Origin of the sequence: Paracoccus sp. SSK6 (genome assembly GCF_039770665.1) — a bacterium.
In the GTDB taxonomy this organism is placed as follows: domain Bacteria; phylum Pseudomonadota; class Alphaproteobacteria; order Rhodobacterales; family Rhodobacteraceae; genus Paracoccus.
Map to the genome: position 1 here is coordinate 111,320 of NZ_JBDPNJ010000004.1, position 14,795 is coordinate 126,114.

The 14,795-nt window shown below is 68.6% G+C and carries 14 protein-coding genes and 1 tRNA gene; 5 read left to right on the forward strand and 10 right to left on the reverse strand.

The genetic code is table 11. The annotated features are described in order from the left end of the window. Positions 1-143: 143 nt before the first annotated feature. Entirely contained in the window at positions 144-2,180 is a 2,037-nt protein-coding gene (gene hpbA / locus AAIL68_RS04745) for an N-methyl-L-proline N-demethylase HpbA (RefSeq protein WP_347138414.1), read from the forward strand. Positions 2,181-2,200: 20 nt separating this feature from the next. Here the strand turns inward: hpbA and AAIL68_RS04750 are convergent. The 10 genes from AAIL68_RS04750 to AAIL68_RS04795 form a co-directional block, all read right to left on the reverse strand. Beyond that, a tRNA-Phe gene (locus AAIL68_RS04750) sits at positions 2,201-2,276 on the reverse strand. A gap of 39 nt (positions 2,277-2,315) precedes the next feature. Beyond that, on the reverse strand, positions 2,316-2,513 hold the full coding sequence (gene yacG / locus AAIL68_RS04755) for a DNA gyrase inhibitor YacG (protein ID WP_347138415.1): 198 nt from the start codon (positions 2,511-2,513) through the stop codon (positions 2,316-2,318). Next, entirely contained in the window at positions 2,513-3,562 is a 1,050-nt protein-coding gene (locus AAIL68_RS04760; RefSeq protein ID WP_347138416.1) for a ribonuclease E/G, read from the reverse strand. The genes yacG and AAIL68_RS04760 overlap by 1 nt, the downstream gene beginning before the upstream one ends. Continuing rightward, positions 3,559-4,152, reverse strand: coding sequence for a Maf family protein (locus AAIL68_RS04765; RefSeq protein ID WP_347138417.1), 594 nt, complete (start codon positions 4,150-4,152; stop codon positions 3,559-3,561). The genes AAIL68_RS04760 and AAIL68_RS04765 overlap by 4 nt, the downstream gene beginning before the upstream one ends. Positions 4,153-4,177: 25 nt before the next feature. Beyond that, complete coding sequence (gene infA, locus AAIL68_RS04770; protein ID WP_036716789.1) at positions 4,178-4,396, reverse strand: translation initiation factor IF-1; 219 nt, start codon at positions 4,394-4,396, stop codon at positions 4,178-4,180. A gap of 86 nt (positions 4,397-4,482) precedes the next feature. Further along, positions 4,483-5,544 carry a FliM/FliN family flagellar motor C-terminal domain-containing protein gene (locus AAIL68_RS04775; RefSeq protein WP_347138418.1) on the reverse strand — a complete coding sequence of 354 codons (1,062 nt, stop codon included), beginning with the start codon at positions 5,542-5,544 and terminating at the stop codon, positions 4,483-4,485. Between the two features lie 62 nt (positions 5,545-5,606). Continuing rightward, positions 5,607-8,279, reverse strand: coding sequence for an ATP-binding protein (locus AAIL68_RS04780; protein ID WP_347138419.1), 2,673 nt, complete (start codon positions 8,277-8,279; stop codon positions 5,607-5,609). Next, positions 8,269-8,550 carry a hypothetical protein gene (locus AAIL68_RS04785; protein ID WP_347138420.1) on the reverse strand — a complete coding sequence of 94 codons (282 nt, stop codon included), beginning with the start codon at positions 8,548-8,550 and terminating at the stop codon, positions 8,269-8,271. Before AAIL68_RS04785 ends, AAIL68_RS04780 begins: the two co-directional genes overlap by 11 nt. Positions 8,551-8,556: 6 nt before the next feature. Further along, positions 8,557-8,913, reverse strand: a complete 357-nt coding sequence (locus AAIL68_RS04790) for a response regulator (RefSeq protein WP_347138421.1) — start codon at positions 8,911-8,913, stop codon at positions 8,557-8,559. A gap of 76 nt (positions 8,914-8,989) precedes the next feature. Continuing rightward, positions 8,990-10,249, reverse strand: a complete 1,260-nt coding sequence (locus AAIL68_RS04795; RefSeq protein ID WP_347138422.1) for a short-chain fatty acyl-CoA regulator family protein — start codon at positions 10,247-10,249, stop codon at positions 8,990-8,992. A 175-nt stretch (positions 10,250-10,424) separates the two neighbouring features. Here AAIL68_RS04795 and AAIL68_RS04800 point away from each other — a divergent pair, with 175 nt between their 5' ends. The 4 genes from AAIL68_RS04800 (at position 10,425) to AAIL68_RS04815 (ending at position 14,795) form a co-directional block, all read left to right on the forward strand. Next, positions 10,425-11,822 carry a short-chain fatty acyl-CoA regulator family protein gene (locus tag AAIL68_RS04800; RefSeq protein ID WP_347138423.1) on the forward strand — a complete coding sequence of 466 codons (1,398 nt, stop codon included), beginning with the start codon at positions 10,425-10,427 and terminating at the stop codon, positions 11,820-11,822. Between the two features lie 189 nt (positions 11,823-12,011). Continuing rightward, on the forward strand, positions 12,012-13,307 hold the full coding sequence (locus AAIL68_RS04805) for a M23 family metallopeptidase (protein ID WP_347138424.1): 1,296 nt from the start codon (positions 12,012-12,014) through the stop codon (positions 13,305-13,307). Further along, entirely contained in the window at positions 13,297-13,791 is a 495-nt protein-coding gene (locus tag AAIL68_RS04810) for a polymer-forming cytoskeletal protein (RefSeq protein WP_347138425.1), read from the forward strand. The genes AAIL68_RS04805 and AAIL68_RS04810 overlap by 11 nt, the downstream gene beginning before the upstream one ends. 155 nt (positions 13,792-13,946) lie before the next feature. Further along, complete coding sequence (locus tag AAIL68_RS04815) at positions 13,947-14,795, forward strand: fumarylacetoacetate hydrolase family protein (protein WP_347138426.1); 849 nt, start codon at positions 13,947-13,949, stop codon at positions 14,793-14,795.

The following is a 14,795-nucleotide window of genomic DNA, read 5'->3' on the forward strand; positions in this document are numbered from 1 at the left end:
GTCGATAAGCAATCCTGTCCTGCCCGGCAAGCTGAATGTGCAATTCTGGATGCATTACGTTCACTGATGGCTTCATAATTGACATATGTGAACATTCCGACAAATATCCCGCCAGCACATCTTCCACCCCATGCAGGCAGGCCATGTCGAACGATCCCCTCCTCCAGCCCTTCCAGCTCAGGCACCTGACGCTGCGCAACCGGATCATGATCACCAGCCACGAACCGGCCTACCCCGAGGACGGGATGCCCAAGGACCGCTACCGCGCCTATCATGTGGAACGCGCCAAGGCGGGCGTGGCGCTGACCATGACGGCGGGGTCGGCATCCGTGTCGCGCGACAGCCCGCCGGTCTTCAACAACATCCTGGCCTGGAAGGACGAGGTGGTGGGCTGGATGCGCCAGCTTGCCGACGAATGCCACGACCACGGCTGCGCGGTGATGATCCAGCTGACGCATCTGGGCCGGCGCACCCGCTGGGACAAGGCCGACTGGCTGCCGGTCGTCTCGCCCAGCCACGAACGCGAGGCCGCGCACCGCTCCTTCCCGAAGAAGATGGAGGACTGGGACATTGCCCGCATCATCGGCGATTACGTCGATGCCGCCGAACGCATGAAGGCTGCGGGCCTGGATGGCCTGGAACTCCAGGCCTATGGCCACCTGATGGACCAGTTCTGGTCGCCCTTGACCAATGATCTGGACGGTCCCTATGGCGGCGATCTGGACAACCGGCTGCGCTTCACCTTCGACATCCTGCGCGGCATCCGCGAACGCTGCGGACCGGATTTCATCGTCGGCGTCCGCTATACCGGCGACGAATGCCTGCCCGGAGGCTTCGATGCGGGCGACGGCATCGCCATTTCGCAGAAGCTCAAGGACAGCGGGCTTGTCGATTTCCTGAACGTGGTGCGCGGCCATATCGACACCGACGCGGGCCTGACCGACGTGATCCCCGTGCAGGGGATGCGCAACGCTCCGCATCTGGACTTCGCGGGCCAGATCCGGGGGGCCACGAACTTCCCCACCTTCCACGCCGCCAAGATCCCCGACGTGCCGACCGCGCGCCATGCCATTGCCGCCGGTCTGGTGGACATGGTCGGCATGACCCGCGCCCATATCGCCGACCCGCATCTGGTCCGAAAGATCGTCGAGGGCCGCGAGGACGACATCCGCCCCTGTGTCGGCGCGAACTATTGCCTGGACCGCATCTACCAGGGCGGCCTCGCCTTCTGCCTGCACAATGCCGCCACGGGGCGCGAGGAGACGATGCCCCACACGATCCCGCCCGCAGCCACGAAGAAGCGCGTCACCATCGTCGGTGCCGGCCCCGCCGGCATGGAGGCCGCCCGTGTCGCGGCCGAGCGCGGCCATGCCGTAACCGTCTTCGAGGCCGCAGGCCAGCCCGGCGGCCAGATCCGCCTGACCGCGCTTCAGGAACGGCGGCGCGACATGATCTCGATCATCGCCTGGCGCCTGGCCATGTGCGAAAAGCACGGCGTGACCTTCCGCTTCAACACCTTCGCCGAGGCCGATGACGTGCTGGAGACCCGTCCCGACGAGGTCATCATCGCCACCGGCGGGTTGCCGCATACCGAGGTGCTGGTGGAAGGCAACGACCTTGTCGTCTCGGCCTGGGATATCCTGTCGGGCGACATGAAGCCGGGTCAGAACGTGCTGGTCTATGACGACGCGGGCGATCATGCCGCCCTGCAGGCCGCCGACCTGATCGCCGCGACGGGGGCCAGGGTGGAAATCGTCACCCCCGACCGCGCCTTCTCGCCCGAGGTGATGGGGATGAACCTGGTCCCCTACATGCGCAGCCTGCAAGTGCGCGACACCACCTTCACCGTGACCTGGCGCCTGCAATCCGTGACGCGTGACGGCAACCGGCTGCACGCCGCCTTGGGCAGCGACTATGGCGCCATGACGCGCGAGCGGATCGTCGATCAGGTGGTCGTCAACCACGGCACAAGGCCGCTGGACGAGCTTTACTTTGATCTGAAGCCGCTTTCCTCGAACAGGGGCGAGGTCGATTACGAGGCGCTGACCACCGGCGGGCTGCAAGAGGTGCGGACCAACCCGCAAGGCAGCTTCCGCCTGTTCCGCATCGGCGACGCGGTGGCGGCGCGCAACACCCACGCCGCGATCTATGACGCGCTGCGGCTGGTGAAGGATTTATAGAGGCGACAAGTGAAGGGAGATGGTGCCCGGAGACGGATTTGAACCGCCGACACGCGGATTTTCAATCCGCTGCTCTACCAACTGAGCTATCCGGGCAACCTGTCGCACCGTTCGGCGCGTGGCGTGACGCGGTGTTTACGGGCGCTTGTCGCCACTGTCCAGTCCCCCGCCAAGGTTTTTTTCATCCGCGTCCGACGCCACGTCGTCAAGCGGCTGGCCAGGGATGACATAGGCGCCGCGCAGCCAGCGGCCCAGGTCGATATCGGCGCAGCGCTTCGAACAGAACGGGCGGTATTCCGGCACGCTGGCCTTGTTGCAGATCGGGCAGGCCATCACGCATCCTCTTTCGCAAGCCGCGACAGGGGAACCCGGTCGCGTTTGCGGTTGATCTCGTAAAGGCCCATGGTGGTCCAGCCGATCAGGGATGTTTCCGCGCTTTCGCCCTTGAAGGCGGCGCGCAGCACCTGGTCCAGGGTGGCCCGGTCGCGCTTGGGCACGGGCGCGAAATCCACGACCACTTGCCCGCCAAGCCCGCGCAGGCGCAACTGGCGCGGCAGGTCGCGGGCAAGGGCGATGTTGGCCTTCAGCGCGGCGGCTGGGCTGGTATCGTTGCCGGTGTTCACGTCGATGGCGACCAGGGCGCGGGTCGGCTCGATCACCGCATGGGCGCCGCCGGGCAGCGGGATGTCGGGCGAAAGAAGCGCATCGACGGCTTCCAGCACACCGCAGCGGGCAAAGCTGTCCTCGCCCTCCTCGACCGCGTCGGGTTCGGGATCCGCCCATTCCATCCAGGCCTGTTCGTGCGGGGATGCCGCGCCCAACAGCAGTTCGGGCTGCCCTACCTGCTCGGCCAGGATCCGGGCGGAGAGATCCAGAAGCCCACGCAGTTCATCGGCAATGTCGTCGGCAGGGGCCAGTTCGGCCAGGCTGCGGAAGATGATGCCGGTGCCTTCAGGCGGTGAGGCGTCTGCCCCCAAGGCCTCCAGTTCGGCGCGCGTTTCCTCATCCCGGATGCGGCGCGAGACGTTGATGCCCGGCGCGCCCGGCGTCACCAGCACATGGCGGCCCCGGAACAGGATGCGAGAGGTCAGCGGAATGGCCTTGCCCTCATCCGCGACGCCGGTGACCTGTACCAGCAGGGGCTGGCCCTCGCCAAGGCCCGAGCGGTCGCGCAGATAGCCCCGCTGGCAGTCCGGCAGGCGGACGAAGACGCCGCCCTGCCCCTTCATCAGCCGTTCGACCACGCCCCGGCAGATGTCGCCGGGCACCAGGGAGGCAAGGTCGCTGGCATCGACCAGCAGGTCGGTCAGGCGGCCGTCTTCCAGAAGCGCGGCGGCCTCGGCCCCGAACAGTTGGCCCAGAACGACCTGGCGTCCCTTCATGGCGTGGTTTCCTTCATGATGATGCCGCTTGCCGCCAGCATCGCGGCGGTCTCGGACAGGGGCAGGCCCACGACCGACGAAAACGATCCCTGGATCCAGGGGATGAATGCCGCCGCAGCGCCCTGGATGGCATAACCGCCGGCCTTGCCCTGCCAGTCGCCGATGTTCAGATAGGCTTCCAGTTCGGCCGCGGCGATGGGCCGCATCCGCACGGTGGTTTCCACCAGCCGCTCGCGCGTTTTGCCTGCGTGGCGGATGGCCACGGCGGTCAGCACGCGGTGGCGGCGGCCGGACATGAGGCGCATGAACTCGGCCGCCTCGGCGCGCGAGGCGGGCTTGCCCAGGATGCGCCGGCCGACCGCCACGGTGGTGTCGGCGCAAAGCAGGACATCATCGGGGGCAAGGTCGAAGGCGGCGGCCTTGGCCAGGGCGATGCGGCGGACATAGTCGCGCGCACCCTCGCCTTTCAGCGGGGTTTCGTCGATGTCAGCCTGGCGGACGTCATCGGGGACGATGCCGATCTGGGCCAGAAGCTCCAGCCGGCGCGGACTGGCCGAGCCGAGGATGAGGCGCGGGCCGGGCCGCGGCATGGGCGCGGTCACAACGGCGCCCACATCACTTGAAGCGGTAATTGATCCGTCCCTTGGTCAGATCATAGGTGTTCATTTCCACCTGAACCTTGTCGCCGGCAAGGACGCGGATGCGGTTCTTGCGCATCTTTCCTGCCATATGCGCGATGATCTCATGGCCGTTTTCCAGCTCGACCTTGAACGTCGCATTAGGCAGGAGTTCCTTCACGACGCCAGGAAATTCGAGCATTTCTTCCTTGGCCATGACTACTCCATTCTGATCGCCCCGCCTGATTCGGGACGGGGGTTAGATGCGACCGGAAGCCCCGGATTTCAAGTGTAAAGAATGATTCACGCGCCTGGGGCCAGTTGGACCGGCGCTTTGTCCCCCGCCGACTGCGGGTCGGCCGCGGCGCGGAACGGATCCTTGTCCGACAGATCGGCGGGCGGCAGGATGGGGGTGGCGGCGACCGGAACGGTCGGCCGTTCGGCGGCGGGCCGGGAGGGATCGTGCAGGCGCAGCGCATGGCAGCCTTCGGATTCGCCCAGCTTGCCGGTGGCCAGCAACTGCCCGTCGCGCGTTTCCAGCCGCGCCTCGGCCAGGGTGACGCGCGGCAGGGGCAGCAGCTTGCCGGGGACCAGGGCGCGCAATTCGCCGAGCGTCACCGTGCGGCGGCAGAGGACGCCCACAACCTCGACCGGGGCGGCGGTCATCGCATGGGCCAGCGTGGCGCAGTTGGCGGTGGCCGGCGCTGGCGCGGGCAGCGCGCGTCCTGCATCCGCCATGCGCGTCTCGGCCCTGTGCGGCAGGGCGATCAGGATCGTGCCGTCGCGCGTCTCGGCCCCGCCGAAGCGCAGATCAAGCGACAGGCTGCGATAGGGCCGATCCTCCAGCATCAGGACCAGGGGGCGGGGGTCGTCCAGATGGGTGGCATAGCGATAGCCGCTGACCGGGCCGAAGCCTTCGACCGCCGCCATCTCGGTCCCCAGTTCCGTCATCAGCGCATTGACGAAATCGACGCAGATCGCGGCATCGCTGCGGGTCAGGCGGCGGCGTTCGGCCGGGCGCGCGGTGACGCGGCCCAGGGCCTGCACCTCGATCAGCGCGGTCACGGTGTCGAAGGACATGGCCATCATGCCGATCTGGTCGCCCGGTCCCTGCAGGACCACCAGCAGCGACTGGTCGGGCAGCAGTTCGGGCAGTTCGGCCAGCGTGGCGGCGCCAAACCTGATGTCGATGGGAAGCACGGGCAGGCGGTACAGCCGTTCGGCGGCGCGGCCGACCGCGTTGGCTGCGGCCCGCGCAGGCGACAAGGGCTGCGGCTGCGGCAGCCGCGCGGGCTTGTCCGCACCGCCCTGGGCGCGCGCCTGCAAAAGCGCCCACAGTCGTCCCGCCTGTCCCCGTTGCGCCATGACAAACCCCGAATCGCCCGTTCCCTGCCCCGCACCCTGGCAGCAAGCGGTTGACAAAGCGTTTACGCGCGCTGCAGCCCCGCATTGACCGGGACCGGCGGGCGGCGCGGCAGCACGATGCGGAAGGCCGCGCCCCCCTGGCCGGGCAGATAGGTGATTTCCCCGCCCAGGTTTGCCATGATCTCGCGGCAGATCGCCAGGCCCAGGCCCGCGCCCCCTGCCCGCGCGGGATCGTTCAGGCGGGCGAATTTCTCAAAGATCAGCGCCTGGCGTGCGGCCTCGATCCCCGATCCGTTGTCGATGATGTCGATCTGCGCCGCCCCGCGCAGGCTGCGCCGGACGCGGATCGTCAGCAGCGGCGGTTCGGCGTCGCAATATTTGCGGGCATTGCTGATGACATTGATCAGCACCTGCAGCAGCCGGTCGGCATCGGTGACGATGGCCACATATTCGGACAGCGGTTCCCGATCCACGCGAAAGACGCGTTCAGGCCGCGTGGCCGAGGCTGCGGACAGCGCGCGGTCGATCAGGTCGTGCAGGTTGGCGGGCGTGATCGACAGTTGCGCCTGCCCGCTTTCCAGCACCGACAGATCCAGCAGGTCGTCCAGCAGCCGGGTCAGGCGCCCGGCCTCATCGTAGATGATCTTGGCGAAGCGGTCGCGGTCGGCAGGGGGCAAATCGGGCATGCGCAGGATTTCCGAGAATGCCCGGACCGAGGTCATGGGTGTGCGCAATTCATGGCTGATCTGGCCCAGGAAGGCGTCCTTCTGGACCGACAGCGCGGTCAGCTTGTCATTCGCTTCCCGCAACTGCCGCGCGGTGCGCGCCAGTTCGGCGGTGGCGTTTTCCAGGCGCTGCGTTTCCTCCTTGGCGCGCCGCGCCTCGGTCGCGACCTGCATCAGGTCGGACACGGTCAGTTCCGCGCCCCCCGCCACGCTGTCGATCATCGCGTGCGCCGTGGCCGCCCCGATGGAGCCCGCCAGCCGCCGTTCCAGCCGGGTCAGAAAGCGCGGCGTGAGGTCGGGCAGATAGCCGGACTTGCCCTGGAATGCGGCCTCGGCCTGGAAGAAGCGCAGCGCGTCCTCGGCCCCCCAGACGCGGCGGGCCATGACCAGCAGGGGCTCGGCCTCGCCCCCGCTGCGCGCCATGCGGCTGTGGCGGACCGGATCGACGGCGCTGACGAAGGACAGGCCCTGCAGGCGCTCGACCGGATCGGGCATCCCGAAGATCGACAAGCCGATGAAGGCCAGCGTGTTGACCGTCAGCGACAGGAAGATGGCGAAGGCCAGCGGATCGGCGTTGCCGGGCACGGGCGGCGTCCCGATCCCGACCGAGGGCAGGAAGATCATCGCCAGCCACAGCAGGAATCCGCAGCCCACCCCGGCATAGGCGCCCTGCCGGTTCGCGCCCCGCCACAAAAGCCCGCCGATCATCGCGGGCAGCACCTGCGCCATGCCGGTGAAGGCCACCAGCCCCATCGAGGCAAGCGCCGTCGTCCCCCCGGTCGCCCGGTAATACACCCAGCCCACGGCCATCACCGACAGGATCGCCAGCCGCCGGGCGTTCAGCACGAAGCCGCGCAGATCCTCGGGGTCGTCCCCTTGCGGCTTGCGGCGCAGGCCCAGCCACAAGGGCACCAGCCAGTGGTTGGAAATCATCGTGGACAGCGCGATGGTGCAGACCACCACCATCGACGTGGCCGCCGAAAAGCCGCCCAGGAAGACCAGGAAGGCCAGCCAGTTCTGCCCCGACGCGGCGGGCAGCGTCAGCACATACAGGTCGGGATTGGCGTCGGTGGGCAGAAGCTGCTGGCCCATGATCGCGATGGGCAGCACGAACAGCGACATGGCGAACAGATAAGCCGGAAAGGCCCAGCCTGCCGTGGCAAGGCGGTCCTCGTCCGCGGCCTCGACCACCAGCACCTGGAACATGCGCGGCAGGCCGATGACGGCCGCGCCCGACACGATGATCAGCGCGGTCCAGCGGTCGGGACGCAGGATCCAGCCCGGATCACCCGCGCGCTGCGCGATGCGCGCCAGCATGTCGCCGGGACCGTCCGCCAGTCCCCAGACCACGAAGACGCCAAGCGCCAGAAAGGCCAGCAGCTTGACGATGGCCTCCAGCGCGATGGCGGTGACGACGCCGTGGTGGCGTTCGTCGGCGGCCAGGTTGCGGGTGCCGAAGACGATGGTGAACAGCGCCAGCCCCGCCGCCACCCACAGCGCCGTGCCCCCGCCCCCGGCCATGGGCCCGGTCATGGGCCCGGTCATGGAAATATCGGTCAGGCTGTCGGTCGCGAAGACCTCGAAGGACAGGCTGACCGATTGCAGTTGCAGCGCGACATAGGGGGTGGCCGCGATCACCGCGATCAGCGTGACGATGGCGGCCAGCCGGTTCGACTTGCCGAAGCGCGCCGAGATGAGGTCCGCGATCGAGGTGACGTGGTGCATCCGCGCCACCCGCACCAGGCGGCGCAGCCCCCACCAGGCGCCGGTGAAAACGACCGTCGGCCCCAGATAGATCGTGGCGAATTCCAGCCCCGAGCGGCTGGCGTAACCCACCGCGCCATAGAACGTCCAGGCCGAGCAATAGACCGACAGCGACAGCGTATAGACCGCCGGATGATCCAGCCAGCGCACGCGCCCGCGCGACGCCGCCCGGTCGGCGGCGAAGGCCACGCCGAACATCAGCGCGACATAGGCAAGGCAGCCCGCGACAAGCGCCTCAAAGGGCATGGTCGTCGTCCTGCGCGATGGCCTGGCTGGCTCGCAGGGTCGCGGCGTCGGCGCGGCGCAGGGCGCGGTGCAGCGCCCAGATGGCCCCGATCAGCGCGGCCCAGATGCCGAACATCCAGACGGTGCCCGCGGCAAAGCTGACCTGCGCGGGCATCCACCAGACCGGCACCAGGATCAGCCCCGCCGCCAGCACCGGCAGCACGCGCGCCGCGTCGCCCAGCCGCCTGCGGCGGAACGAGGCGCGTTCAAGGAACAGCGGCCGGTCGGGCATGGCCTGTCAGTTCAGCATCCGGCGCACCACCGCGCGCAGTTCGTCATTGGCAAAGGGCTTGGCCAGCACCGCATCGGCCTGAGGCAGTTGCAAGGATGCCTGCCCGCGCGCGGTCAGCATCAAGACCGGCGTGGCCGCAAGGCTGGCATCATGATCGCCCCGCAGTTCCGCCAGGATCTCGGTCCCCGAGCGATGCGGCAGCATCACGTCCAGGATCACCAGGCGCGGCTTGGCCCCGCGGATCGCCTCGATCCCGCCCAACCCGTCGCCGTGAAGCGCCACCTGCCAACCCTCGCGGGTCAGGATGAAGCGTACGGCCTCGGCAATGTTCGGTTCGTCCTCGATCATCAGGATGTCGAGCATACCGCCGGGGCCCCCTCTCCCTTTGGGCATTTGATCCGATAATGGGTGGCGGGGCGGCGGCTGTCAAAGCCTGTCTTCAGGCGGTGGCCAGGATCGACGGTTCGCGCCGGGCCACGCATTCGGCGCGCGGGCAGATGCGGCAGGCAGGACCGATCAGCAGGTCCGGGCGGGCGGGCGATCCGGGTTCCTCGGGCAGGATCAGCATCTGCGCGCGGGTCAGGACCGGGCCGCCCGTGCCCAGCGGCTGGTGGCGGGTCGCCAGCGACAGGGTGCGGAAGCGGCGGCCCGACGGCGCCTCAACCAGCCTGGCAATCGCCGTCTGGGGGGCGGCGAGCGCCTGGAACAGCGGCCACAGGGGGCAGGCATCGCCGGGCCGGGGCAGCGGAAAGCCGGGCGCGGGGCGGCGCAGCGTCAGCGCCCCCGATCCGTCGCAGACCAGCAGCCCGGCGGCTTCGAAGCCCGTGGGCTTCAGCACCGCCAGCCGCCGCATCACCAGATCCAGCGGGGCGCGCAGCCGGTCCGCCATGCGCAGCGGGTCGGGATCCTCGGCCACGGCCTCGGCCAGGGCGATGTCGGGCAGGGCCGCGCGCTCCTCCTCCATCCGCTGCCGATGGGCCCGCGCCATGGCCCGCGCGGCGTCCGAGGCCAGGTCGCCCGCCTCCTCCACCGGCGGCGCACCGGCGGCAAGCCAGGCCTCGACCTCCTCCTGCGGGGTATAGATCGCGCCCTGCGTGTCGAAGCTGTCCAGATAGGCGACAAGCGCCTGCGCGGTGGATGACAGGCGCAGGCTGTCCGCGTCCAGGTTCGCATGGAACCGTTCGCGCCAGTCAGGCGGGATCTCGCCCCCCTCGGCCAGGATGGATGCGGTAGAGCGGACCGAGGTGACCGCCGACAGAACCTCGTGCAGCGTGGTCAACAGATAGGGATCCTGCGTCATCCGGTCGGACAGCGTGACAAGCTGGCGTTCCAGCGCATCGGCCCGGCGCGCGGTGGCGATCAGCGCCGACGACCAGCCGGGAAAACGGGCCAGCAGTTCGGGCGCCTGGTCCAGTTCGGGGGCCACATCATCGGGCAGGCGCACCGCGGCCTCTCGCAACGCGGCGATCTGGGCTTCCTCGCGCCCCTCGGCCAGTTCGGCGGCAGATACCTCAAGCGCGGCGGCAAGGCGGCTGACCAGGTGGTCGCCCACTGGACGGCGGTTGTGTTCGATCAGGTTCAGATAGGCGGCCGAGATCCCCGCCGCCCGCGCCACATCCGCCTGCCGCCGCGACAGCGCCAGGCGGCGTTCGCGGATGCGGGTTCCGGTGAGGATGCGGCTGCCACCACGCTGCTTCATGGTCCGATCAAAGCCCGGCGGCGCGGATCGCGCAAGCGGCAACGATATCTTAGGCTTTCTGCGCCAGGGTGCGTCCATGACCCCGACTCACCCTGCCCCCTTCCCCCCGATCACGGCCCTTGCCTGGGCCGCTTTGCAAAGGCTAGTGCAGCTTTTGCAAATGGGGGGACTCATCATGGCCACGCAGAAGATCTATGCAGGCACCTCGCTGCGCGAAACGCGCGGGCGCAGCGGATTGACGCAAAAGCGGTTCGCCGACCGGCTGGGGGTCTCGCTGCCCTATCTGTCGCAGATGGAAAATAACCACCGCCCGATCTCGGTCGGCGTGCTGCTGCGGCTGGCGCAGGAATTCGGGGTTGATCTGTCCACGCTGGCGGCGGGCGACGCCGAACGCATGGTCATCGACATGCAGGAGGCCCTGGCCGATCCCCTGTTCGACGCCGCCCCGCCGCTTGCCGACCTGCGCCTGGCCGCGACCAACGCGCCGGTGCTGGCGCGGGCCTTCCTGGACCTCTACCGCGCCCACCGCCAGGGGCAGGAACGGCTGGCCGCCCTGGACGAGGCCATCGGCGCTTCCGGCCAGAACGCGCTGTCCACCCCGTGGGAGGAGGTGCGCGACTTCTTCCATTACTGCGACAACTATATCGACGCCGTGGACCGCGCGGCGGAACGCTTCGCCTGCCCGGCGGGCCAGCGGCTGGATCCGTGGGACGCGGGTGTCGCTGCGCTGGCGCAGCGCGGCATCCGCGTGACGCGCACGGAACTGCCCGCCAATTCCGTCTTCCGCCGGATGGGGACCGAGGTTCACATCAACGCCGCCGCCGAACGCCCGACGCAGATCTTCCAGTTGCTGCACCTTGTGGCCCTGGAACGACAGGCGGACCTGCTGGACGCCACGCTGGATCTGGCACGCTTCCGCAGCCAGACGGCGCGGGACGTGGCGCGCGTGGGCCTTGCCAACTATTTCGCGGGCGCGGCGCTGATGCCCTATCGCGCCTTCCTGTCGGCGGCGCAGGCCGAACGCCACGACCTGGAACGGCTGTCGCATCTGTTCGGCGCATCGCTGGAACAGGTGGCGCACCGGCTGTCCACCCTACAGCGGCCCGGCGCCAAGGGCGTGCCCTTCTTCTTCGTCCGCGTGGACCAGGCGGGCACCATCACCAAGCGCCATTCCGCGACCCGCCTGCAATTCGCCCGCTTCGGCGGCGCCTGCCCCCTCTGGAACGTCCACCAGGCGTTCGAGCAGCCGGGCCGCTTCCTGCGCCAGCTGGCCGAAACCCCGGACGGGGTGCGATACCTGCTGATGTCGCGCGACGTGTCCAAGCACGCGGGCGCCTTCAACGCCCCCGTCCGCCGCTTCGCCATCGGCCTGGGCTGCGAGGTCGCCCATGCCGCCAGTGTCGTCTACGCCGACGGCCTGGATCTGACCAAGCCCCGCGCCTTCGAACCCATCGGGATTTCCTGCCGGATCTGCCCCCGGCCCGATTGCCACCAGCGGTCGGTGCCGCCGATCGACCGCCCCCTGCACATTCCGATGGACCGCGACGGACCCCTTCCTTATGAAATTTCCTGAAGCTCACCCCCATATCTTGATTGCATCGGCGGATTTTCGCCCGTCAAGGCAGGCTTCCGCGCATCAAGGGAACCGGGACGCCTGCCCCTGTTGCCAGGAAGGCACACATGCGGTTTACCCGCTGCGAACTGGAACCAGATCGCCCGACTCAACCTGGGCGCGACGTCGGGGGACATGAATTTGCCGCATGTGACGAACCGCCTGAATGCCTCGCTCGAACGGATCCTGCCCGAGAAACGCCTGTTCCTGCGCTCCGACGACGACACCCGCTTTGTCCGCCTGCGTCCCCTGACCCAGCTGGCCGCCCTCGGCGGCATCACCCTGGCCTTCGGCTGGACGCTGGTCGCAAGCTCCATTCTGGCCATCGACGCGATGGGCGCGGGATCGTCCCGCGACGGGATCATCAGTACCCAGGCCGCGTTCGAGCAGCGCCTGACCCAGTTGTCCCAGGAACGCGACGCCCGCGCGGCCGAGGCACTGGCCGCGCAAAGCCGCTTCACCGCCGCGTTGGAGCAGGTATCGCAGATGCAGTCGCAACTGCTGTCCTCCGAGGAACAGCGCCGCGAATTGCAGGCCGGTCTGGACGTGGTCCAATCCTCGCTGCGCGATGCCTTGGCCGAAGGAAAGGGCGGGCAGCAGGCCCTGGCCGACGCGACCGGCACCGATGCCGCGACCGATCCCGCCCGCCGCGCGGAGGTGACCGCGGCCCTGGATATCCTGACCGGCGAGTTGCGCCAGGCCGCCGACGAACGCGCCACCGCCATGCAGGAGGCCGAGGAGGCCCGGCACGCCGTCCAGGAACTGTCGGTCGAGCGCGAGCAGATCCTGGCGCGCAACGACGAAATCCTGACCCAGCTTGAAGACGCCGTCACCGTCTCGGTCGAGCCGCTGGACCAGGTCTTCCGGTCCGTGGGCATGAACCCCGACGACGTGCTGGCGACGATCCGCGAGGGCTATTCCGGCCAGGGCGGGCCGCTGACGCCCATGGGCCGCTCCACGCGCGGCGATGCGGCACTGACCAACAGCGAGACGAAGGCCAACCAGATCATCGTCACGCTGGACCAGATGAACACCTATCGCATCGCCATGGAAAAGCTGCCGCTGGCGATGCCGGTGAAGCAGTCCTTCCGCTATACTTCGGGCTTCGGGCGCCGCTGGGGTCGTGCGCATGAGGGCGTGGACATGGCCGCGCCGGTCGGCACGCCGGTCCATGCGACGGGCGACGGTATCGTGATCCATGCGGGCCGTCAGGGCGCCTATGGCAACCTCATTAAGATCCAGCATGAACTGGGGGTCGAGACCCGCTTCGGGCACCTGTCGCGGATCAACGTGAAGGTCGGCCAAAGGGTGTCGCAAGGCGAACTGATCGGTGCTATGGGCAATACCGGACGCTCGACCGGGCCGCACCTGCATTATGAGGTGCGGATGAAGGGTCGGGCCGTTGACCCGATGAGCTTCATCAAGGCTGCAAGCAATGTTCAGTAAGACCCGCGTGACCGAAAAACCGCAGACGCCCCCCGCCTCGGGCGCCGCGACCAGCAACCCCGACGCGCCCGCCGCCCCCAGCCATGACCGGGCCGAAGCCCCGGTGACGGCGCCCGCGCGCCGCACGGCGCCGTCGGTCCTGTCGTCCGACCTGACGGTGGTGGGCAATATCCGCACCGAAGGCGACATCCAGATCGAGGGCACCGTCGAGGGCGACATCCGCGCCCATCAACTGGTGATCGGCGAAAGCGCCACCATCCGTGGAGAGATCGTAGGCGACGAGGTCGTGGTGAATGGTCGCGTGGTGGGCCGCGTGCGGGGCCTGAAAGTGCGCCTGACCGCCACGGCACGGGTGGAAGGCGACATCATCCACAAGACCATCGCCATCGAATCTGGCGCGCATTTCGAAGGCTCGGTCCAGCGGCAGGAAGACCCCCTCGCCAACGGCCCGACCAAGAAGCTGGCGCCCCCCGCATCGGAATAAGCATACGGCATGACCGAACGGCCCGCCCTTGCGCGGGCCTTTTGCATGGCTGCGCCCGACTTTCGCCCGTCGCCGCATAAAGCATCTGGCAATCGGGCAAAATCAAGGCCCGCCACATGGTCTAGCCTGTGCCGGTCACAGCAGGGGGAGAATGCATGAAACTTGTACGCTATGGCGAAAAGGGCGCCGAAAAGCCGGGGCTTCTGGACGGCGACGGCCGGGTGCGCGACCTGTCGGGCCATGTCGCCGACATCGACGGCGCCTGCCTGACCCGCGCGGGGATTGCGGCGCTGCAGGCGCTTGACCCGGCCTCGCTGCCGCTGGTCGAGGGCACGCCGCAGCAGGATCTGCGCCTTGGCGCCTGCGTGGGCGGCGTGGGCAAGTTCCTGGCGGTCGGGCTGAACTATGCCGACCATGCCGCCGAGGCCGGGATGGACGTGCCCACCGAGCCGATCCTGTTCACTAAATGGACAAGCTGCATCGCCGGGCCCGACGACGACCTGCACCTACCGGAAGGATCGACGGCGACCGATTGGGAGGTCGAGCTGGGCATCGTCATCGGCGATGGGGGGCGCGACATTCTGATGGACCGGGCCGCGGACCATATCGCGGGCTATTGCGTCATCAACGACATCAGCGAACGCGACTGGCAGTTGCGGCGCGGCGGCACCTGGGACAAGGGTAAGGGCCATGACGGCTTCGGCCCCATCGGGCCCTGGCTGGTCACGGCCGATGACATCCCCGACCCCCGCGCGCTGCGCCTGTGGCTGGAGGTGGACGGCCACCGCCATCAGGACGGCACCACCGCGACGATGGTCTTCGGGCCCGAGGAGATCGTATCCTACACCTCCCGCTTCACCACGCTGCAACCGGGGGACGTGATCGCCACCGGCACGCCGCCGGGCGTCGGCATGGGGCAAAAGCCGCCCGTCTATCTGAAGCGCGGGCAGGTCATGCGGCTGGGTATCGACGGTTTGGGCCAGCAGCGGCAGAAGGTGATCTGA

What these genes read in the sequence shown, in the direction of transcription:
- AAIL68_RS04785 (WP_347138420.1), bottom strand. Translation starts at nt 8,550, where the DNA reads ATGCCCGACCGGCCGCTGTTCCTTGAACGCGCCTCGTTCCGCCGCAGG.
- AAIL68_RS04815 (WP_347138426.1), top strand. Translation starts at nt 13,947, where the DNA reads ATGAAACTTGTACGCTATGGCGAAAAGGGCGCCGAAAAGCCGGGGCTT.
- AAIL68_RS04780 (WP_347138419.1), bottom strand. Translation starts at nt 8,279, where the DNA reads ATGCCCTTTGAGGCGCTTGTCGCGGGCTGCCTTGCCTATGTCGCGCTG.
- yacG (WP_347138415.1), bottom strand. Translation starts at nt 2,513, where the DNA reads ATGGCCTGCCCGATCTGCAACAAGGCCAGCGTGCCGGAATACCGCCCG.
- AAIL68_RS04790 (WP_347138421.1), bottom strand. Translation starts at nt 8,913, where the DNA reads ATGCTCGACATCCTGATGATCGAGGACGAACCGAACATTGCCGAGGCC.
- AAIL68_RS04760 (WP_347138416.1), bottom strand. Translation starts at nt 3,562, where the DNA reads ATGAAGGGACGCCAGGTCGTTCTGGGCCAACTGTTCGGGGCCGAGGCC.
- AAIL68_RS04765 (WP_347138417.1), bottom strand. Translation starts at nt 4,152, where the DNA reads ATGCCGCGGCCCGGCCCGCGCCTCATCCTCGGCTCGGCCAGTCCGCGC.
- hpbA (WP_347138414.1), top strand. Translation starts at nt 144, where the DNA reads ATGTCGAACGATCCCCTCCTCCAGCCCTTCCAGCTCAGGCACCTGACG.
- AAIL68_RS04800 (WP_347138423.1), top strand. Translation starts at nt 10,425, where the DNA reads ATGGCCACGCAGAAGATCTATGCAGGCACCTCGCTGCGCGAAACGCGC.
- AAIL68_RS04810 (WP_347138425.1), top strand. Translation starts at nt 13,297, where the DNA reads ATGTTCAGTAAGACCCGCGTGACCGAAAAACCGCAGACGCCCCCCGCC.
- AAIL68_RS04775 (WP_347138418.1), bottom strand. Translation starts at nt 5,544, where the DNA reads ATGGCGCAACGGGGACAGGCGGGACGACTGTGGGCGCTTTTGCAGGCG.
- infA (WP_036716789.1), bottom strand. Translation starts at nt 4,396, where the DNA reads ATGGCCAAGGAAGAAATGCTCGAATTTCCTGGCGTCGTGAAGGAACTC.
- AAIL68_RS04795 (WP_347138422.1), bottom strand. Translation starts at nt 10,249, where the DNA reads ATGAAGCAGCGTGGTGGCAGCCGCATCCTCACCGGAACCCGCATCCGC.